16 protein-coding genes and 1 other annotated feature are annotated in these 21154 nt (G+C 41.9%); of the genes, 12 read left to right on the forward strand and 4 right to left on the reverse strand.

Annotated elements, in window-relative coordinates; genetic code table 11:
* The first annotated feature begins 74 nt into the window (after positions 1-74).
* From TES5_RS15150 to mmuM, 3 genes are all read left to right on the forward strand, one after another.
* Positions 75-266, forward strand: coding sequence for a hypothetical protein (locus TES5_RS15150; protein WP_143148199.1), 192 nt, complete (start codon positions 75-77; stop codon positions 264-266).
* 69 nt (positions 267-335) lie between these two features.
* Positions 336-567 (forward strand) — a binding site (T-box leader).
* A gap of 54 nt (positions 568-621) precedes the next feature.
* Positions 622-2031: an amino acid permease gene (locus TES5_RS06945; RefSeq protein WP_068561134.1), complete on the forward strand. Its 1410-nt coding sequence runs from the start codon at positions 622-624 to the stop codon at positions 2029-2031.
* Positions 2021-2938, forward strand: a complete 918-nt coding sequence (gene mmuM, locus TES5_RS06950; protein WP_068561136.1) for a homocysteine S-methyltransferase — start codon at positions 2021-2023, stop codon at positions 2936-2938. Before TES5_RS06945 ends, mmuM begins: the two co-directional genes overlap by 11 nt.
* Before the next feature lie 230 nt (positions 2939-3168).
* On the opposite strand, the gene TES5_RS06955 is transcribed toward mmuM, so the two are convergent.
* Both TES5_RS06955 and TES5_RS06960 read right to left on the reverse strand, forming a co-directional pair.
* On the reverse strand, positions 3169-3558 hold the full coding sequence (locus tag TES5_RS06955; RefSeq protein ID WP_068561138.1) for a type II toxin-antitoxin system HicB family antitoxin: 390 nt from the start codon (positions 3556-3558) through the stop codon (positions 3169-3171).
* 223 nt (positions 3559-3781) lie between these two features.
* The gene (locus TES5_RS06960) at positions 3782-4636 is read right to left on the reverse strand and encodes an aldo/keto reductase (protein WP_068561140.1); all 855 of its coding nucleotides are present in this window, start codon (positions 4634-4636) and stop codon (positions 3782-3784) included.
* Between the two features lie 210 nt (positions 4637-4846).
* Between TES5_RS06960 and TES5_RS06965 the strand changes: the two genes are divergently transcribed.
* From TES5_RS06965 to TES5_RS07005, 8 genes are all read left to right on the forward strand, one after another.
* Entirely contained in the window at positions 4847-5350 is a 504-nt protein-coding gene (locus TES5_RS06965) for a hypothetical protein (protein WP_068561142.1), read from the forward strand.
* Between the two features lie 427 nt (positions 5351-5777).
* Positions 5778-6542 (forward strand): DeoR/GlpR family DNA-binding transcription regulator, encoded by a 765-nt coding sequence (locus TES5_RS06970; protein WP_232309310.1) that lies wholly within the window; start codon positions 5778-5780, stop codon positions 6540-6542.
* Positions 6539-7351: a Cof-type HAD-IIB family hydrolase gene (locus TES5_RS06975; protein ID WP_068561143.1), complete on the forward strand. Its 813-nt coding sequence runs from the start codon at positions 6539-6541 to the stop codon at positions 7349-7351. The genes TES5_RS06970 and TES5_RS06975 overlap by 4 nt, the downstream gene beginning before the upstream one ends.
* A gap of 412 nt (positions 7352-7763) precedes the next feature.
* The gene (locus TES5_RS06980; protein WP_068561146.1) at positions 7764-10913 is read left to right on the forward strand and encodes a DEAD/DEAH box helicase; all 3150 of its coding nucleotides are present in this window, start codon (positions 7764-7766) and stop codon (positions 10911-10913) included.
* Between the two features lie 373 nt (positions 10914-11286).
* Entirely contained in the window at positions 11287-11979 is a 693-nt protein-coding gene (locus TES5_RS06985) for a MerR family transcriptional regulator (RefSeq protein ID WP_232309316.1), read from the forward strand.
* Complete coding sequence (locus TES5_RS06990) at positions 11972-12325, forward strand: hypothetical protein (RefSeq protein WP_068561148.1); 354 nt, start codon at positions 11972-11974, stop codon at positions 12323-12325. The genes TES5_RS06985 and TES5_RS06990 overlap by 8 nt, the downstream gene beginning before the upstream one ends.
* A gap of 529 nt (positions 12326-12854) precedes the next feature.
* Positions 12855-14441: a type I restriction-modification system subunit M gene (locus TES5_RS07000; protein ID WP_068561150.1), complete on the forward strand. Its 1587-nt coding sequence runs from the start codon at positions 12855-12857 to the stop codon at positions 14439-14441.
* Positions 14441-15679, forward strand: coding sequence for a restriction endonuclease subunit S (locus tag TES5_RS07005; RefSeq protein ID WP_068561151.1), 1239 nt, complete (start codon positions 14441-14443; stop codon positions 15677-15679). The genes TES5_RS07000 and TES5_RS07005 overlap by 1 nt, the downstream gene beginning before the upstream one ends.
* Before the next feature lie 31 nt (positions 15680-15710).
* Here the strand turns inward: TES5_RS07005 and TES5_RS07010 are convergent, their stop codons facing one another.
* Positions 15711-16640: a site-specific integrase gene (locus tag TES5_RS07010; RefSeq protein WP_068561152.1), complete on the reverse strand. Its 930-nt coding sequence runs from the start codon at positions 16638-16640 to the stop codon at positions 15711-15713.
* Positions 16641-16723: 83 nt separating this feature from the next.
* Positions 16724-17908, reverse strand: coding sequence for a restriction endonuclease subunit S (locus TES5_RS07015; RefSeq protein WP_068561153.1), 1185 nt, complete (start codon positions 17906-17908; stop codon positions 16724-16726).
* Between the two features lie 82 nt (positions 17909-17990).
* Here TES5_RS07015 and TES5_RS07020 point away from each other — a divergent pair, with 82 nt between their 5' ends.
* Positions 17991-21149 carry a type I restriction endonuclease subunit R gene (locus TES5_RS07020; RefSeq protein ID WP_068561154.1) on the forward strand — a complete coding sequence of 1053 codons (3159 nt, stop codon included), beginning with the start codon at positions 17991-17993 and terminating at the stop codon, positions 21147-21149.
* Positions 21150-21154 lie beyond the last annotated feature (5 nt).

A 21154-nucleotide genomic window follows, 5' to 3' on the forward strand; every position in this document is an offset into this window, starting at 1 on the left:
GCGCCCAACTGAAAGGGGTGCAGCGGGCTTGCTTTATAGTTTTTTTCGAATGTTACCGGGGGAACTCTCCTCCGGTGAAAGAATGCTTGGACGGAGGAGAGCGTCAAAAACGACTCTGTTCTCCGTCCAGCGTCTCCCCGCCGGAGCAGAGCGACGTGATCGGTATCGTAGCTCCGGCCACACCCGCCTTGCCGGAGGACAGCACCAAAACGGACAGCCACCTCCGGCCGTCGCCACACAACTCCAACCGAAACCCACAAGAATGAAAGTAAGCACAAAATATATCACAAAATAATTGACAACCATCCATCATTCTTGTATATTTATTAAAAATATATGAAACTTTGATGAGATAAGTAGCTGGGAAAGAAACCACAGAGAGTCTGTGAATGGTGAAAGCAGATGTTTCGGAATCAGCCAGCGAAAATGGTCTTTGAGTTATCACGTGTGAGGGAAACTTAGCAAGTGACGGGTACGCCCGATAGCGCGTGAAGGGATGACAGTCCCTTGCTGAGATAATCTTTTTGATTATGAACAAAGGTGGTAACGCGAGCACTCGCCCTTTCATTAGGGGGAGTGCTTTTTTTTTATATTTTAATACATTTTTGGAGGGAAAAATTTATGGAGCAATCATTTGTAAGGGAAATGACATCAAAGCATCTAGTTATGCTTTCATTGGGTGGAGTTATAGGAACCGGAATCTTTTTGAGTTCGGGGTATCTCATTCAAACGGCGGGTTCGATCGGAACAATCATTGCGTATCTGATCGGAGCATTTTTGGTGACGCTGGTCATGATGTGCTTGGGCGAATTGTCGGTCCACGAGCCTAGTACGAGTTCGTTCCACAACTACGCTTCAAAATATATCCATCCCGGAGCAGGTTTCGTGGTGGCGTGGCTTTATTGGCTGACGTGGACAGTGGCATTGGGTTCGCAGTTCATCACCTTGGCGATTTTGTCACAACGCTGGTTCCCCGGCATTCCCACTTGGCTTTGGTGCATCTTTTTTATCGGCATTATTGTACTTTCAAACATTATTGATGTGCGTTGGTTTTCCGTCAGCGAATTTTGGATGTCGTTGATCAAAGTGCTCGCACTGGCAATTTTCCTTATCCTGGGTCTGGGTGGCATATTCGGATTTATACCGATCCAGGGAAATGAATCAGCACCACTTTTCAGCCATCTGACGGAAAACGGTTGGTTCCCGAAAGGCGCAGGCTCCGTTTTCTTGGCGATACTGTCTGCTAACTTCGCTTTTTCCGGTGCAGAACGGATCGGCGTAGCCGCTGGCGAAACGACAAATCCCAAGAAAAATATCCCGAAAGCAATCTTGCAGACAATCGTCATTTTGGTGGTCCTTTTCATCGGGACGATTGTTGTGATCGGTGCGCTGCTTCCGGATTCTGCAGCTAATTTGGATGAAAGTCCGGTGACCGTCATCCTGAATTTGATGGGTATCCCATACGCCGCAGACATCATGAATCTCGTCCTGATCACTGTAGTTCTTTCCGGCGCTAACTCCGGGGTCTACGCCGCATCGAGAATGCTGTGGTCATTGGCCAATGCAGGAACGTTGCCGAAACGTTTCGCGAAATTATCCAAACGCGGGTTGCCGATCTACGGGTTGTTGCTCACCATTTTGGGCGGACTGCTTTCGCTCTTTTCCAGCATTTATTCCGCGGACACCGTTTACCTGGCTCTGGTATCCATCTCGGCATTCGCGGTCGTGGCTGTTTGGTTGAGCATCGCTTGGGCACAACTGAATTTCCGCAAGCACTATCTGAAATCGGGGCATAAATTGGATGAACTGGCTTACCAAACACCATTCTATCCAATCGTTCCGTGGCTCGTCATTATCCTTTGCTCCGTTTCGATCATCGGCATCGCGTTTGATCCGAACCAGCGGATTGCCTTGATCATCGGCATCCCATTCACGATCTTGTGCTTCTTTTATTACCAGTTATTCTTCAGCAAAAAGGCTTCTGTAGCAATCGAAAATCAAGAAGTAGGTGAGCTTTCCGATGAATTTTAAAGAGTGGCAACAGAATCAAAAAGTGATCCTCATCGATGGGTCCATGTCGCTAGGCCTGGAGGAACAAGGCTTGGACTTGAATGATAAGTTATGGACCGCAAAAGCCTTGGTGAATGAACCGGATAAAATCGAAAAGGTGCATCAAAACTATTATGATGCAGGGGCAAACATCGCCATCACAGCGAGCTATCAAGCGACGGTTGCCGGGTTCGAGCGTTTGGGCTATACAACCGAAGAAAGCCGGGCTCTGATCAAAAGAACGGTTGAACTAGCGAAACAGGCCCAAACGAAAAGCCAAGGCCTGCAAGAAAAATGGGTGGCGGCTTCGGTCGGACCATACGGAGCCTATTTGGCGGACGGCTCTGAATATCGGGGCAATTACGGTCTGTCGCAAACCGAATTGGTCGATTTCCATCGCGAAAGGTTAGAGTTGCTGCTGGAATCCGGGGCTGATTTGCTGGCCATCGAAACCATTCCGGATCTTACGGAAATCCAGGCGCTGATTGAATTGCTGGCCCAACATCCGAAGGCGACAGCCTGGCTGACAGTGACATTGAAAGACGCCCATCATTTATGCGATGGAACCGATCTGCGAGTATTCCAGCTATTGGCAGAGTCGTCCGAGCAAATCATTGCCTACGGCGTCAATTGTGTGCAGCCTGCTTTGGTCTTGCCCGCCTTGGAATATCTGAAGGAGAATGCGACAAAGCCATTGGTCGCTTATCCCAACTCGGGAGCGACCTACGATCCCACTACCAAAGTATGGACGCATAGTCATGCGGTTGATGAAGTATTCTCAAACGAAGCATTGAAATGGCATGAGTCAGGATGCAAATGGATCGGCGGCTGTTGCTGCACGTCCTCTAAAGAAATCAAGCTGTTGAGGGAAACCTTCGCTGTTCTTTAGGTGGAATTAACATAATAAAATAAACCCATCATCCTTAATGTGAAAAACTAAGAATGGTGGGTTTTGTGTCTTCTAGTAGTGGGTAGTCATACCTCATGTATTTCTTTCAAGCCTTGTTTATGACTTTTGTACTACTTTCGTAGTTAGTTTGCTGTATATAAATCAAATAAAGTGGTGAGTACAGTGACGGCAAATCAAAACAAAGCATTGAATAAGAACATTCCAACTGCTTAATGTATCTGCAACTTCTCCTTCAATACTTCCGTCAATGTTTGTGAAAAATTTATGCCTTCCTTTTCCGCGAGTGCATTGACATAATTCGGAATTGTCAAAGTTTTCTTGATCATTTTCGTGTTTTCCTTGAGTCTTGCCACTTCGAGATTTGCTTCGATCGGAATCAACAAATCTCCCTTAGATGGAGAAATTTCATCATATTCGGACGCCGGAGGAAAAGTCTCTTTTTCATCCTCAAGCCAAAGCAGATATCCTTCCAAAGCATCTTTTGCCATGTGGAGGGCATCGGACATGTCATCTCCGCTAGTGAACAGCTCTGGTAAATCTGGAAACGATATATTGAATTGCGAACCTTCGGGATTAAAAATCGCATAATACAGTACCATAAGGATACTCCTTTCTCATTGCGATGTTGAGTAAAATCGTCAATTATAATCAGCGTAATCAATTCTCGAGAGTTTGCATCGACCCTTTTTAATACGTAATATAATACGTATTTATGCTAGTGTCAATTATAAGTGGATTTACAAAATTTACTCAAAACGAAACCCCTCTAGAAATGCTTTGTGTAAGCATTTCTGGAGGGGTTTCAAATTACTCACATCTTAATTAATCAGCCGGCACAAATTGGCTGAGCGCTTCTTCTTGTTCGGCAAGTGTCCGTGTGTAGTAGCGGAACCCTTTATCCAATTGGCGGATTTCGTTCATTTCTTCCTCAGTCAATTCAAAATCGAAGATGTCGATGTTCTCTTTGATGTGCACCGGATTTGAGGATTTCGGGAACACAATCGTGCCTTCCTGAATGTGCCAGCGCAGGATAATCTGGGCATTCGTTTTTCCGTATTTTTCTGCCAACTTGGTGAAAACGGGCTCCTCAATCAAGGCAGCATCCCCATGTCCCAGCGGATACCAGCTTTCGATGACTGTGTTATAAGGGGCGATCCGTTTCTTCAGATCATTTTGTTGATAGTAAGGGTGGCATTCAACCTGCAGTACAGATGGATTGATCGTTGCGGCAGCGAGTACTTCTTCCAAACGCTCGGATTCGAAGTTGCTCAAGCCGATGCTCTTCACTTTGCCTTCAGCGACAGCTTTTTCCATATCTTTCCAAGCACCCAGGTAATCGCCGAACTGTTGATGCAAAAGAAGAAGGTCGATGTAATCCGTCTGAAGACGCTCCAGCATTTTGTCGATGGCTTTTGCCGTCTTGCCTTCTCCGTATTCGCTTGGCCACAATTTCGTCGTGATCCAGATTTCTTCTCTCGGAATGCCGCTTTCTTTTACAGCTTGACCGACTCCGCGCTCGTTTTGATAGGCATGCGCAGTATCGATATGACGATAGCCTAATTTGAATGCTTGCAAGCAAGCTTCCTTAGTTTTCTCGTCTCCGGGAATCTGGAAGACACCCAGTCCGAATTGTGGGATTTTGTTTCCATCATTCAATGTGATATACGTTTGCTTCATAGTGATTTTCCTCCAGCTATTTATTTGTATAAGCCTACTTTAAACCTTGGAGTGTACTCCAAGTCAAACGTAAAGTGCTATTATTTGAAATTTTATTATGCGTTTACAAAACGAAACGAGCAGCAATATTTACTTAAGTTGCATCCCTTGCAAATTTTCCGGATTAGTCATACAATGATAGCGATTACAACATTCGAAAGGGCGGATTATATGACTCAAACAGTGTATACCAACTATTGGCAGAATCGAATCGGCAACATTCGGAAGGAACACGGCAGCTACAAGAGCGAAGAAGAGGCAATTGCGGGAATCAAAGCCTGGTGGGAACTGCATAAGGAAAATCATAAAAATGTGCAGTATAACCGCACCAACAGCGGCGCTCTCGAAATCGTCTACGACGACAAAAACTATGTCTATCGGATAGAGAAACGCACAATCGAAGGCGCCTTGCCCAAACGAACGTACCGACTGAAAAAAGCCGGAGAAGTGGAATCACTGCGAGGGAAGTACAATCTCAACAAAGAATCGTTCCTTTTCGATGAATTGCCCGAACCAATCCGCGACAGGCTCATCCTTGCGATGGCCGACATCAATAAAGCCCGAGCCCATGTCTATGACAGCGAAGGCCGCCTCATCCGCGGACTTGAAGACAAAATCGTGGTCGGCAGTAGCGGGACTTCGCTCAGAAATAAAATTCCTAATCTAAATATTTAGAAAAATATAAACCAGCACAAACGCCTAAAAAAACGTTTGTGCTGGTTTTCATCTTATGATTAAGGTGTGTTAATATGTAAAGTGTAATCAATTGACTAAGTGGGTGACGAAATGATTGATAAGGAAACGGCCCAAAAAATTCTTGATAAATATGACCGAGACTATGCTACCTTTTCTTAGAAAGCAACGCGTAAGGAGTTTCACACAGTATTGAAATATGTCGCGGATGAGTCCAACTGAAGGCAACGAAAACAAGTTGGGTTGGACAAATAAAGGACCGCATAAAGTGAATTATGATTATATGAAAAACCAGCACAAACGCCTAAAAATCGTTTTTGCTTATTTTTTTTTACCCAATTTAAACAAATGCTTAAATAAAATTGAAAATACTTACGTTTGCTTATATAATTCAATTGAAGGTGGTGGGATGATGTACCAAGAAGAGCGCATCCAGCAGATTCAACAGCTGTTGGAGGAGAGAAAAAGACTTTCCAAAAAAGAAATAATGGAAGAATTCCAGATTTCATCCGACACTGCGCGTCGTGATATCCTGGAATTCCTAAAAATCGGAATAGCTGTCCGTACGCATGGAGGCATTATGTTAGCGGAAGACAGCCCAAAGATAATCAGTTTTGGGGAGCGGACAGGCATACATAAACCTGAAAAAGAAAAAATGGCTGAGAGAGTTTTGGAAGAAATACCAGAAAACAGCACGCTGTTTTTGGATGTCTCGACTACGTTATTATTAGCAGCGCAGAAACTGAACAAAAAGTGTACGGTTTATACGCATTCGCTGGACAATGCTTTTGCATTGGGAATGAATCCCAAAATAAAGGTTCATCTTTTGGGTGGAGAGTTCAATCCTGAAGATCGGTTTTTCTTTTCGGTCCGAAGTTTGGAAGAAATGGATACGATAAAATTTGACATCTGTTTTATCGGAGCAGCAAGTCTGGAGAAAGAGGGCATCTTTTTCAAAGAAGCGAACAATGCCTTGATCAAGCAAAAAGTGGTGAAACAAAGTCGCCAAGTGGTACTGGTTGCTGAAAATCAGAAATTCAGCAAAGAAGCGCAGTATAAAGGCGCAAATTACCAGGACATTGATTGCTTCATTACAGATAGGGCTCTGGCACCAAAACAGCAGGCTTATTTCGAGGATCAAACAGAGATTATCTTTGAGGAGGAAACGAAATGACAAAAGTCGAGTTGGTATTCAGCGATATAGATGGCACGTTGTTGAATTCGAAGCATGAAGTTACAGCCGAAGCAAGCCAAATCATTCAGGACTTGGTGAAGCAAGGCACGAAAATCATTTTGGCATCCGCTAGACCGCCAGGGGCAATGACTTCTATCGCCGATGAAGTCCACTTGTCTTCACCACTGGTATGCTTCAACGGAGCGTTGATCACACAATATACAGAAGGGTCGTTTGTTGATCTGTACAGTCTGACTTTAGAGCGACTGGACGCGTTACAACTCTATCAAACAATATCCACAAATTTTCCGGATATAAGCTTCAATATCTATTCCGGCGAGCGGTGGTACGTTGAACAAGAAGATGAGTGGGTCAAGCAGGAAGCGGCAATCACCAAAATGGATCCAGAATCCATCTCAATGGAAGATTTCTTTAAGGAGCATTTTCCCGTTCACAAAATACTGTGCATGGGAAATCCGGATGATATTCAGAAACTGGAGCATGAGCTGGCAGAGGCAAACTTATCAAACATTTCCTACTACCGATCAAAAGACACCTATATGGAAATCGTCAATAATCAAGTATCAAAATTAGGAGCCCTTCACTTTTTGTGTGAAAAATATGGCGTGGAACTTAATAATGCCTTAGCAATCGGAGACAATTTCAACGATATGCCGATGATCATACACGCTGGCAAAGGAATCGCGATGGGTAACGCTCCTGGTGAAGTAAAACAAGCAGCTGATTGCGTAACGGATACGAATGATGAGAATGGATTTTATAAGGCATTGATGAAGATTTTTGGATAAAATGGAACGGTAGTTTTATGAATTATTTGAAATTAGAATGTTTGGAACGACAATGATCCTTATGCACGCGCTTATTGAATTTAAGACTTCAACATATAGCAAAAGCACAACCGCCTGTTCATAGTGAATAGCGTTTGTGTTTATTTTTGTGACTCTATGTGTTTCCTTGTTTCGCGTGCTTCTCGGAACCGCTCAGAAAATTTTGAGATTAATAATTCCGTGGAATATACGGTAGGATGGTTTTGCATATCGATGATTGCTAATATTGCTATACCTATAGTCTACTTACATTGAATTGTGCAGCAAACTTATCTATAATTAAAATTATAATAAATATTTTGCGTAAATACGAAACATTCACCCTAATATATTTTCAAAAATCACAAAAATTCTCTGCAGAAAGTGTGATCCCATGCTCAATCCAGGCTTATACGAACAAGTCATCAATTCACAAATAAAAGCGTTGTTGCAAGAAATTCCAGAGGTCCGTAAATCGGTCGCGCAGATTGATCAGGCGGAAGCATCGAAAGTATTGACGCAATACCTTTCGGAAATCATCCAGAAAGGTTTGGATAATGTTTCGGATAATGGTGGAGGTATCACTGCCCAAGTCGCCCTCATCAATAAAGTCGTCGAGACCATTACTAAGACGACGCAGGAAACGGATTTTGCTCAAATGTCGGTGGACGAACGTGCGGAACAGCTTATGGCACTTTTAGGTGAAAACGACGTGGATATCCATGCCGGAAAAACAGCGGCCAAACTGATTCGTCCCGAGACTTCCATCGCACAAAGCAGTCTTTTTACGGGTGCAATCCACGAGCCACAAATGTTCTCAGAGCTCAAAAAGGAGATCCAATCAGCAGACCGTATCGATATGCTCGTTTCTTTCATTAAGTGGAGCGGGCTGCGCCTCATCATCGATGAACTGCGCGATTTCACCGCGGGAGGCGGAAAACTGCGCATCATCACGACTTCTTATATGGGGGCGACCGATGTAAAGGCAATTGAAGAACTGGGTAAGCTGTCGAATACGGAAATCAAAATTTCCTATGACACAAAAAGGACGCGCCTTCATGCAAAAACATACACTTTTTATCGCGAAACGGGCTTCTCGACGGCTTATGTCGGTTCATCAAATCTATCGAATGCGGCTATTTCTAGCGGTTTGGAATGGAATCTGAAAATTACTGCGAAAGACCAACCGGACACCATCCGTAAAATCGCCGCAACGTTGGAAAGTTATTGGAATTCTTCAGAGTTTGAGTTTTATCAAGATACGGAACGGGAACGTCTCGTGCGTGCCCTGAAGGCTGACCGTTTCATGGGTGACGGAGAGTCCCGCCGCTTTGTTTTCGATATCCATCCTTATCCCTACCAACAAGAGATCCTCGATAAGCTGCTTGCTGAGCGGGAAGTGCGCGGGTTTTACCGAAATCTTGTCGTAGCAGCTACGGGGACGGGGAAGACCGTGATCTCGGCGTTCGATTACCGACGTTTTTGCCGAATGAATGCAGCTAGACCATGCAGACTTATGTTTGTGGCGCATCGAGAAGAAATCTTGAGACAGAGCCAGGAAACTTTTCAAGGTGTTCTGAAAGATCAGAATTTTGGAGAGTTGTTTGTGGGCAACCATAAACCGGAAAGTTTGGATAATTTGTTCGTTTCCATTCAAACGATGAACTCCCAAGCCTTGCATGAAAAATTGCCTGAAGATTATTACGATTTCATCATCGTGGATGAATTCCACCACGCAGCTGCCCCTACTTACCAAACTTTGCTGAATCATTTTAAACCAAGTATTTTGTTAGGCTTGACTGCTACGCCTGAACGGATGGACGGCAAAAGCATTTTGGATTATTTCGATAATCGTATTGCTGCTGAAATCAGACTTCCAGAGGCAATCGATCGCAAATTATTGAGTCCATTCCAATACTTCGGTGTCACCGATGCCATCGATTTGAGCGAGCTGCGCTGGACTCGGGGAGGCTATGATAAATCAGAGTTGAACAAGCTTTACTCGCTGAATCGCGGAGTCGCTTTGCGCCGTTCTAATAACGTGATCCAATCTTTGGATAAATACGTTACGGATATCGAAGAAGTTAAAGGATTAGGCTTCTGCGTTTCAATCGAACATGCCCAATTTATGGCGGAACAGTTCAACAATAATGGCATTCCATCGATTCATTTGACTGGTCAGTCCAACGATCAAGATAGACGTACCGCTCAGAAACGCTTGGTTTCAGGGGAGATCCGCTTTATTTTCGTAGTCGACATTTATAACGAAGGGGTGGACATCCCGGAAGTAAACACAGTTCTCTTTCTGCGTCCGACCGAGTCCTTGACGATTTTCCTGCAACAACTCGGCCGCGGCCTCCGGTTGGCTGAAGGTAAGGAGTGTCTGACCGTACTGGACTTTATTGGACAAGCCAACAGAAAGTACAATTTTGAAGAAAAATTTTCAGCGCTTCTTGCCAATACGACCCACAGTGTCCAAAGTGAACTGAAAAATGGTTTTGTTTCGGCTCCAAAAGGTTGCTACATACAGTTGGAAAAGAAAGCCGCCAAATACGTGCTGGACAACATCAAATCTTCCTTCAGCGCCAAAAATGGTTTGATCAGCCGGATCGCGACCTTTGAAGAAGACAGCGGCCTGCCTTTAGATTTGGCCAATTTCGTTGACTATTATCATTTGGATGTCCGCACGATTTTCTCTAGAGCCAACTTTGCGAGATTATGTGTCTCGGCAGGGGTCCGGGAAGAATTCGAAGAGGAACTGGAAGAAATAATCAACAAAGCGTTGAAACGCATTTGTGCCATCGATTCTCGACGTTGGATTGCTTTTTTGCTGGATATTTTACCGCGTCTGGACAAGGTCGACTTGAAGAAGCTGTCACCGATTCAGCAACGCATGTTCCAGATGTTCTATATCACCGTCTGGCAAAAAGCCATCGAAGATTGGGAAAGTGCAGAAGTCAAAGGAAATTTGGCTTTGCTTTCACGTAATTCTGTGATGTTGGGGGAAATGATGGGACTTCTGCGCTATAACTTCGATCGGATCGACTTTATTGACGAACCTGTCAATTTGGGATTTGAGAGCCCGCTTGATCTGCATTGCACCTATACGCGTGATCAACTGCTGGTGGCAATGGATCACATGAATCCGAGTAATGTCCGAGAAGGCGTCAAATGGTTGCCCGAGAAGAAAATCGACGTGCTCTTCGTTACCTTGAATAAGGCGGATAAAGACTACTCCCCAACGACAATGTACAATGATTACTCCATCAATGAAACGCTCTTCCATTGGCAAAGCCAAAGCACGACAGGAGACCATGCCTCAACCGGGCAGCGCTACATCAACCATCGAGAGCGCAGCAGCAAAGTCCTCCTATTCGTCCGCGAATTCAAGAACGATCGCATCGGTGCAGCCCCATACACCTTCCTGGGACTGGCCAACTATGTCCAACATTCCGGAAGCAAACCGATGAACATCACCTGGAAATTGGAACGTCCAATCCCGGCTAAGTTTTTGAAAAAGACGAATAAGTTGGTGGTGGGATAGGGAGGAAAGGGACTATTTTTGTAAAGCGTATAGTAAAAGAGCGTCATTGTTGGTACTCTTTTTACTATAGAACAAAAAGGAAAATCAGACGCTTAAAAAACTAACCTAAAAAATACTGATTACTGAAAGTTCGATCACATGCTAAATCCGAGATTATATGAATAAATGGTTAATTTCAAATTATCGATAGGTTATCGGATTTTTCGGAAGCGCTTAAATAGTCGTAACTATTGATAAAGTTGGAACATTAAAAATTTTGGTGCAGTGTTTTTCAGACATCGAAAAAAGTTGGGGAAATTTTATGAATTCTATTGACTGTAAACTTTGTTCATAGATTATGATACACATATGAAAGGAGGAATCCATCGTGAAAATGAAGGATGTTGAGGAGACGCTAAACATTCCAAGGTCTCATATTCATTATCTGGAGAGAGAAGGATTGTTCACAGCGAGCAGGGGTGCAAATGGCTATCGAGAATTTTTGGAGCAAGACTTGCTTAATATCAAAATGGTTCTAATCTTAATGACGGCCGGTGCATCTGCTGAAACTGTTAAAAAACTCCAAACCCATGACATTACCTTGGATGATGCACTCAAGCAAACAGAAATAGATATGCGGAAAGAGGTCGATGAAATGCTTGGTTCTCTGGAACTGTTTCAGCAAATTCGCGCTTCAAATGTATCTTATGATTCTTTACCACGAGACTCGTATTGGGCAGACATCCAGATAAAAGAACAAAACGGCCAGCACTTTCGGGGACATTATGAATTAGAGGTTATAAGTGACTGGGCATCTCCGCAGGTTAGTATGGAGCGTATTGTCAGCTGCCCCTATTGTCATGCAATGAATAGAATAGATCTTGAGGAGTATGTATACGATGAGGATTCCACTGAAAAATCAATGGGGCAAGAATTGTATCGTTACTTTCAAGCAGATGACTGTCATTGCAGTAAATGCGGCAAAAAATATCAGGTTGTGGGTAGCATTTGTGAGTATCCTTATGGCTCGATTGATTCGGAACAGATAGAAATCAAACCAATAGAAGAGGAGCAACGTTATGAATAGAAAAGAAAAAAGTGAAAAGAAAAGAATAATAAGTGAGTACATTGATTTGGGAAATGGTCGGTATAAAGATAGTGAAGTTGATTCTTTACATGAGCTTGCAACTGAACCTGATAAGTACAATGGCAAATCCAAAACGATTAGGAATAAATTCGATGGCGTGTCTTCTGATGGTAAGTACACTCGTGAAGAGGAGACAACTTATACTTTGAGGGGAGACAAGGAAGGCGTTCGGATTGAAAAAAAATATCAGTATCATGATGATGATGGACAGACGGGGGAAAATGAGACTGTTTATAATACAGGACGAGATATACTTAACCTGTTTAAGTCATTCTTAAACGATTAACTGCCAACAATAAACAGGCTCCCAATTACTGGAAATAATCCAGCGATGAGTAGCCTGTTTTGGTTGTGTTTATACCTGGACTTCCTGAATGCTCTGAAAAGTGAGTCGAAAGCTCGTACTCAAAAGACGCATATACTATTGTACATGAACTTCTATATTGGGTCGAAACCTTGCCATTTTTTGGAAATAAACTCAGCTAAAGTAGTCGAGTATAAGTTTAAGCAGCGTAGATGGTTTGATGGCGTTTGTTTGAGTTGGGTAGAAAACGCCAAAACAATGGTGTCAATTTCTAAGAATAAATCATGAGGCAATTTCGGAATTTACGGAAGCTGAATTTCTACCAAAACGTAGCATTACTGGATCGGTACTTGCCTTTGTCAAAAAAATTCAGGAATTAGCGGGAACATCGCATGGTATACGGTTATTTATAATGCGCCCATTTAAGTGTGCATTTATTCTTTGCTTACGCTTTTCCACATCGTAAGCTATAATGATAAGATGGATAACTATACACTAAAGGGGTTTTAAAATGGGAGCTGAATTAAATCAGAAGCTATTTAGCGCTGCTGACAATCTGCGCAGTAAGATGGATGCGTCTGAATATAAAAATTATTTACTAGGGTTAATTTTCTACAAATATCTCTCAGATAAACTTTTAGAAAAGGTTGTTGAATTAGCTGGTGAGTCATTGGATGAATTTTCCAATGCGGATAAGCAGACGGTTTTGTATCGTCAGCTACTTGAAGATGAAGATACAAAGAGCGATTTGATCGAAACGTTAGTCGATACTCTTGGCTATGACATTGCTGCGGATCATTTATTCAATGTTTTGACGATGCAAGCAAATCAGAATATATTCCAACTGAATGACTTAAATAAAGCATTCATTGACTTGTCCACTAAGTACGTTCAATTTAATGGGTTATTCGATGATGTCGATCTAAAATCAAAAAAACTGGGTGCAGACGATCAGCAACGTAACGTTACCATCACTGAAGTGTTAAAAAAACTCAACGGCATTGATGTGCTTGGACATAACGGCGACGTTATTGGCGATGCCTATGAATTTTTGATCAGTCAATTTGCCTCCGAAGCAGGGAAGAAAGCCGGAGAATTTTACACGCCACATGAAGTTTCGGATATGATGGCAAGGATCGCTGCAATAGGGCAAGAGGATAAGAAATTGTTCAGCGTATTTGACCCGACGATGGGATCCGGTTCTTTGATGCTCAACATCCGTAATTATTTGAATTATCCGAAGAGCGTAAAATATCATGGTCAAGAGTTGAACACGACCACGTTTAACTTAGCAAAAATGAATTTAATTTTGCACGGCGTCGACAATGAGGATATTCGTCTACGCAACGGAGATACCTTGAATAAAGACTGGCCAACAGACGAACCATACACGTTTGACTCCGTGGTAATGAATCCGCCATATTCTGCAAAATGGTCTTCTGATGACACGTTCCTAGATGATTCGCGGTTTAATCGCTACGGTAAATTAGCGCCGAAATCAAAAGCTGATTTCGCATTCTTGTTACATGGTTTCTACCATTTGAAAGATTCTGGAACGATGGCAATCGTATTGCCGCATGGTGTCCTGTTCCGTGGTGCTGCTGAAGGTGTCATTCGTAAAAAGTTACTGGAAGATGGGAGTATTGACACAGTTATAGGAATGCCAGCGAACTTGTTCTTTGGTACATCGATTCCTACGACAGTCATCATTTTGAAGAAAAACCGGACATCCAGAGATGTTTTATTCATTGACGCAAGCAAGGACTTCATCAAAGGTAAAAATCAGAACAAGCTATCGCAAGAAAACATCGACAGAATTGTTGGAACCTACAAAAAACGTGAAGATGTTGAGAAGTTTGCGCACGTCGCCAGCTTTGAAGAGATCAGAGATAACGACTTCAACTTAAATATCCCACGTTATGTCGATACATTTGAAGAACAGGAAGAGATTGATATTGTTGAACTCGGGAAAGAGCTTGTAGCCCTCAATCAACAAATAAAAGCAGCCGAAAATGACTTCCTTACAATGCTGGATGAACTGGCGGTAACAGACGAGACGCGCGAGATCATCGAAGCAACAAAGGCGGTGTTTCAGTGATGTCTGAGGAAACTAAAAAGGCGCCAGCTATACGTTTTCAAGGATTCACTGATGATTGGGAACAGCGTAAGTTAGGTGAGTTAGCATCCTTTTCAAAAGGAGCTGGATACACTAAAGGAGATTTAACGGCTACAGGTAAACCAATAATACTCTATGGACGGTTATATACCAAGTATGAAACGGTTATAGAAAATGTTGACACTTTTGTAGATGAAAAAGAAAAGTCTGTGATAAGTACTGGAAACGAAGTAATCGTTCCCGCATCAGGAGAGACTTCAGAAGATATTTCAAGAGCATCAGTAGTGGCAAAACCAGGAATCATCCTTGGTGGGGATTTAAATGTTATCAAACCTAATACAGAAATTGTCCCGTCATTTCTAGCTCTGACAATTTCAAATGGTAGACAACAAAAAGAATTAAGTAAAAAAGCTCAAGGGAAATCAGTTGTTCATTTACATAATTCAGACTTAAAAGAAGTTGATCTTGTGTACCCACATAAGGAAGAACAAACTAAAATCGGTACTTTCTTTAAACATCTCGACGATACTATCGCTCTTCATCAGCGTATGTCTGATAAACAGAAAGAATTAAAAGCGAACCTGCTTCAGATGATGTTTCCTAGAAACGGAGAGAAAATTCCAGAGGTTAGACTTGCTGGATTCGCAGAAGATTGGTCACAGCGTACTCTTGAGGACATATCAGACAAAGTCACAGAAAAAAATAAGGCTAGGGAGTTCACTGAGACTTTAACGAATTCAGCTGAATATGGAATTATTTCTCAAAGCGATTATTTTGATAAGGACATCTCAAACATCAACAACATCGATGGATATTATGTAGTTAGACCAGATGATTTTGTTTACAATCCAAGAATTTCCAATTTTGCTCCTGTTGGGCCCATAAAACGAAACAACCTTAATAGAATCGGTATAATGTCACCGTTATATTATGTATTTCGACCTAAGAGAGTTGATCATACTTTTCTTGAAAAATATTTTGAAACCTCTTATTGGCACATATTCATGAAAATGAACGGTGACTCTGGTGCTAGAGCAGATAGATTTGCGATAAAGGATACAATTCTAAAAGAAATGCCAATTCCATATCCTATTAAGGAAGAGCAAGTTAAAATTGGAATTTTCTTCAACCAGTTGGATAAGTCCATTGTTCTACATCAAGAAAAGATTGCTCATCTAAAAGTACTGAAAAGTACTTTACTCAACAAAATGTTCATTTAAAAAAGGCACTTCGTGTGCCTTTTTGTTTATCTTACATCAGTAACGCCAAGTGTTTCATGATCTTGTCGTTGTCTTGATTTTCGAGTTCTTGAATGATGTGGAGATACGTTTCTTGTGTGGTAGTCATGCTGGAATGTCCCAATCTAGTTGCTACACTCGCAATCGAAACCCCTGCAAACAATAGTAATGAAGCATGCGTATGTCTGAGGCAATGAATGGTAATGATTGGAATATTTGCATTTGTGCAAAGGACCTTCAGGCGATAATTGATTGTAGAATTGAATACCCTGTTCTTCACAAAGATTGGTTTTTCAGGATCTAAATTTTTTATCAGCTGCGAAAATTGCATCGCAGTTTGCCAATCAATTTGCATCGTTCGTTTTGAGGATTCATTCTTCGTAGGTTGAAAGTTCCCTGTAGTACCCTTGTAGTTCCAGGTTTTTGTAATACTTAGCTTTTGCTTGGAAAAATCGAAGTCATTTGGAGTAAGAGCAAGAGCTTCAGAAAAACGCAATCCTGTTTTTGCCACCAATAAGATAAACCAATCCCAATTGATTTCAGATGCCAGATTCAGTTGTCTAATCAGCGCTTGAATTTCAAACTGATTTAAAAACTTCGTGCGCTTTTCTTTCGGCTTTTTACCCTTGATGATAATTTTTCGCGTGGGATTTGTAGCAATCAACCCCTCATCAACCGCATCAAGTATTGCTCCTTTTAATTGATGGTGAAAATCCATTGTGGTTTGTTTTTCGTGGGTGAGTGCATAGTCATTCAATAGCTGTTGGTATTTCCGTCTATCTATCTCCCCAACCTTTAAACTGGGCGCTAGTTCATACACTCGTTGGAGGGACATATTATATTTACTTAACGTTACGGACCGCACAGCCCCAACCTTGTATAATTCGATCCATTCCTCGAAATACTCGTAAAACAACTGATCTGACTTTCTTTTTCTAACCAAAATAAAAACCTCCTGATAATAAATTTGATGAACATTTCATCACTTTATTATCAGGAGGTTATCTGTTTTCTGCAAAAATTTGACTACACGAGCATCTTTGCTAATAGAGTTTTCTTTAGTTCTGCAAGTTTCTGAAGCTTGCTTTGATGAAGAGCGATAGTGTCGTCAAGTTTAGTGAAGAAGTCTCCAATCTTTGTCTGCTCTTCAATATGGCAGATTTGAATAAATGCATCTTTTAAGTCTGCTGAATTAATAGACTCAAAGGTAGACCCTGAACTGTATCTTGTCCAAAAACCTTGTTCTTTCATGCGTGACAGTGTCTGAAAGATGAAAGCATTGCCTTTTATACCAGCAACTCCTCGTCCTAACACTACTGCGTAATCGGTTCTTCCTACATCACCTACTGGTGCTCGTACGCTTAAAATAATATCCTCAGGGTCAGCTTTCTTAGTTACCTGCGTGGTCCATACACGTGGACAAACTCGCCCATTTTTCATATCTGCGTTTCCTTGCACAAGTATATGATCTCTTGGATTGTCAGTATAATTTTCTCCGTTAGGTGACTGTCCCATAGTAATTTGAACCGTGTCTCCCAACTTACGCTGTTCCCAATGTTCGGAAAAACCAGCAAATCTCAGCGCTGGAATATTCTTCTCACTTTGGGGAAATAGTTTTTGTAGGTAGGTTTGCTTTAGCTGTTCTAGCAAGGTCAATTTTCGCTGATGAAGAGCGATAGCATCATCGATCTTATCAAAAAAATCTGCAATTAATACTTGCTCACTCACAGATGGCAAAACAATCGGAAGAATTTTTAATAATTCAGCATTATAGCTTTGTTGCTTTGTTCCTTGTGTGTATTGAAGTCCATATTCTTCTCCAACCTTTCGATACCATTGAAACAAGAACGATGAATCAAGTGATTTTTTTTTAGGAAACAGAGCCATACATGATTGGTTCATAGTCGTGTCTATTCCCAATTTCGCACAGTTTCCACGAGTTCCGGCAGCTTCTAAACCAGTTATAGCCATCACAAATGTACCTTTAGGAACAATTTTTAGATTTGCATTTTTTCTTCCATCTTCGGTAATTTTTTCAATTGTTTCAGAAACAACACCTCTGTTTAATTCACCACTGGAAAGCCAATTAATTTCTCCATTCCAAAAACTAGCATTCGCTCTGGAAGGAGTTTGACCATTATACTGATTATCTATTACCTCTCCCAACTTACGCTGTTCCCACTCGAAAATGGGTCCGGTTTTCTCAGAAATTCAACATTAAATAAAACAATCGTGATATAATTTAATAGATAATTTGTGGGGGAATTAAGTATATAGCTTAGGTGGGAAGATTATGTGCAAAATTCCAAGAAATGATGAAGCAACAATTGAAAAACATCTGATTGACGTTCTGGGTCAAGGACATAATCAGTGGAATTATCGCGAGGATCTTAAATCTGAAGAAGATTTATGGAAGAATCTGCGCAAAAAAATTACCCAAAATAACTTATCTGAAATCAAGGAACATCCGATTACGGATAAAGAATTTGATTCGATAAAAATGGAGTTATTAATGCGTACGAAAACGCCTTTTTATGCTGCCAAATGGCTGAAGGGTGAAAACGGCATTGCTCGCATCACAATTGAGCGTGGGGATACTTCTTTAGGTGCTATGTCTTTGATCTTGTATTCCAATCAAGACATCGGCGGAGGCATTTCCACGTATGAAGTTGTCAATCAGATCGCTAAGAAAAAATCGGATGCTGATGAGCGGGAGCGGCGATTTGATGTAACCTTGTTGATCAATGGGTTGCCGATTGTGCAGATTGAGTTGAAACAAGCTGGTGCAAAAGACGGGTACTTCCAGGCGTTCAATCAAATCAAGAAATACGCTGAGGAAGGGATGTTTCGGAACAACATTTTTTCAACATTGCAGCTTTTTGTCGTTTCCAATGAAAAAACAACCCGCTATTTCGCGAATGCGCTTCCAAAAGATATGCATAAGAAATTCCTTTTTAGTTGGCGGACGACGGACAATCGTAAGGTGGACAATGTTTATGAATTTTGTAAGCAGGTGTTAAACATCCCGGATGCCCATCGCTTAATCGCACATTATACGATTGTCAGTGAGGACCACGATAATAAAGCTTTAATGGTCTTGCATCCTTACCAAATCCACGCGATTGAAGCTCTATTTACATCTGCTATGAAGCACGAATCTGGTTATGTTTGGCATGCGACAGGGTCAGGAAAAACGTTGACGAGCTTCGTGGCTACGAAATTGCTTGCCCGCAAATCTGGTGTTGACCGAACCATCATGGTCATTGACAGGAAAGACTTGGATAGTCAGACTACATCAGAATTCACAAAGTTCGCCTCTGAATTTAATACAGGTATTTCTTCTGGAAACGTTCGAGCGAATAGTTTGATTGTGGGTACGGGCAGTTCGATTGAACTCAGCCGAGCGCTGTTGTCGGATACGAACAATAATACAGTCATCATCACGACTCGCCAAAAACTAGAGTCCGCATTGCGCCATGCCCAAAAGCAAAAGGAGAAACGAAATGTGGAACGTTTCAAAAAGTTGTTGGGCCAGCATATCGTCTTTGTCGTGGATGAATGTCACCGTGCTTTGAGTGCGGAAAATATGGATGAAATAAAGCAGTTCTTCCCGAATTCCACTTGGTTCGGATTTACTGGTACACCTATCTTTGAAGAGAATAAAAAGCAAGCCAAAGGGCAATTGGCCAGAACGACGCACGATCAATATGGGGAGAAATTACATACTTACACGATAAAGGATGCTTTGGACGATGCTGCTGTTTTGGGATTTCAGGTGGAGCATGAGGATACGATTGAACAGACCTCTTTAAATAATCACATTTTCAAAAACCTCCAAGTCAATGAAAAATATGCAAGCTACAGCGTAGATGGCATCAATGACATGATCGATCAGATGCCGCCGGTCGAAAAAGAAGAGTATTTGGATGCAACGATCTATGAACGGGATGAGCATATTCAAAAGGTGCTACATAAAATTTTCCGACCGGATAACGCCTATATGAAATTTGATTTTCAAAATGGCCGGCCGAGAAAGTCAGCGATTCTGACGACTAGTTCGATCGATATGGCAAAACGGTATTATCATGCCATTAAGGAGATGACGAAGGACCCCAGCTGGATTCAAAGAGAATTTTCTCACCATCCGATCAGGACAGGTCGCACGATTGAAGACCCAGATTTTCCGAGAATAGCGATCACCTATTCTATGCAGGAAAATGAAGTGGATTCAGCCCAAAATCAAAAAGAAATGAAAAAAATAATCAAGGATTACAACGCGTACTACGGTACTGCTTGGGGCATCGATGACATTGACCGCTATAACGGGGACATCAACAATCGGCTCGCGCGCAAAAAAGGGGAATTCAAAGAATTCGGGAAACAGATTGACTTGGTTATCGTCGTCGATAGATTGCTGACAGGTTTCGATGCGCCGACGATTCAGACCTTATTTGTTGACCGGAATCTTAGCTATGCCAACTTGATTCAAGCCTTTTCGCGTACGAATCGTACCTACCCGGATAAAACGAAAGGCTTGATCGTCACTTTCCGGAAGCCGCACTCCATGGAAAAAAATGTTGCAGATGCAACAAGACTCTATTCCGAAGCTAAAGAAGAAACCAATCTGATTTATCCGACTTATGAAAAATCTAAGAAAAGATTCAATGGCGGTCATAAGAAGTTCACTGGCATCGTTGAAACACATCCGGATATAGATGAGCACTCGCCGCTGGAATTGAGGATTGATTTTGTCAAAGCATTTCAGGAATTCACGAATTCGTTTGAGGCGCTTGTTACTTATGATGATTATAATGATGAGATGGAAAAATCAGGTAATTTGAAGAAGCAAGTGATGGTATTGGAAGAAAATTTAGGTTTGTACCAGACCATTAAAGGATCATTGGTAGACCCGCCTGTACCACCCGACATTATTCCAAAACTGTCAGAAATTGAGTTCTATTCAGACAATGCGGTCAAACTATATGATATCGACGCTACCTATATCGATCAGCTGTTGAACACGTACTCCGCAAACAACAAATCTGTGCGTGAAGACATTGAAAAAGCGATGCAGAAGTTGAACAAAGCAGAGGTTGTAAGGGAAGTTTACCGTGCAATCTTGAACGATATCGACTCAAAACGAGTTGATCCAGAAGAAGATATTTTTGTCCTCAAGCGGCATTACTTTACTCTAGCTAGAGATCAGGCTATCGCTCATTTTGCGCAGGAGTGGTTTGTTTCACCTGATGAATTACATTCCTCGGCAGTACAATATGTTATCGGGGCAGACCCGATTCCAAATATAGGTGGTATCATCGACAGCAAAAACTTTGAAAAATACAAGACAGTGCATCCCGAAGCTAAACCACTACGATATGCTCCAGAAATGAAACGGCAGTGGCGGAAGGTATTGGATGAGGTTGTTGTGCCGTTGGATAATGAATTAAGATAGGGAAA

Origin of the sequence: Trichococcus sp. ES5 (assembly GCF_900067165.1) — a bacterium.
Classification (GTDB): domain Bacteria; phylum Bacillota; class Bacilli; order Lactobacillales; family Aerococcaceae; genus Trichococcus; species Trichococcus flocculiformis.

Coding starts and splice junctions, on each gene's coding strand:
- TES5_RS07000 (WP_068561150.1), top strand. CDS start 12,855: ATGGGAGCTGAATTAAATCAGAAGCTATTTAGCGCTGCTGACAATCTG.
- TES5_RS06955 (WP_068561138.1), bottom strand. CDS start 3,558: ATGGTACTGTATTATGCGATTTTTAATCCCGAAGGTTCGCAATTCAAT.
- TES5_RS06985 (WP_232309316.1), top strand. CDS start 11,287: ATGAAGGATGTTGAGGAGACGCTAAACATTCCAAGGTCTCATATTCAT.
- mmuM (WP_068561136.1), top strand. CDS start 2,021: ATGAATTTTAAAGAGTGGCAACAGAATCAAAAAGTGATCCTCATCGAT.
- TES5_RS07005 (WP_068561151.1), top strand. CDS start 14,441: ATGTCTGAGGAAACTAAAAAGGCGCCAGCTATACGTTTTCAAGGATTC.
- TES5_RS06965 (WP_068561142.1), top strand. CDS start 4,847: ATGACTCAAACAGTGTATACCAACTATTGGCAGAATCGAATCGGCAAC.
- TES5_RS06970 (WP_232309310.1), top strand. CDS start 5,778: ATGATGTACCAAGAAGAGCGCATCCAGCAGATTCAACAGCTGTTGGAG.
- TES5_RS06980 (WP_068561146.1), top strand. CDS start 7,764: ATGCTCAATCCAGGCTTATACGAACAAGTCATCAATTCACAAATAAAA.
- TES5_RS07020 (WP_068561154.1), top strand. CDS start 17,991: ATGTGCAAAATTCCAAGAAATGATGAAGCAACAATTGAAAAACATCTG.
- TES5_RS06990 (WP_068561148.1), top strand. CDS start 11,972: ATGAATAGAAAAGAAAAAAGTGAAAAGAAAAGAATAATAAGTGAGTAC.
- TES5_RS06945 (WP_068561134.1), top strand. CDS start 622: ATGGAGCAATCATTTGTAAGGGAAATGACATCAAAGCATCTAGTTATG.
- TES5_RS06975 (WP_068561143.1), top strand. CDS start 6,539: ATGACAAAAGTCGAGTTGGTATTCAGCGATATAGATGGCACGTTGTTG.
- TES5_RS06960 (WP_068561140.1), bottom strand. CDS start 4,636: ATGAAGCAAACGTATATCACATTGAATGATGGAAACAAAATCCCACAA.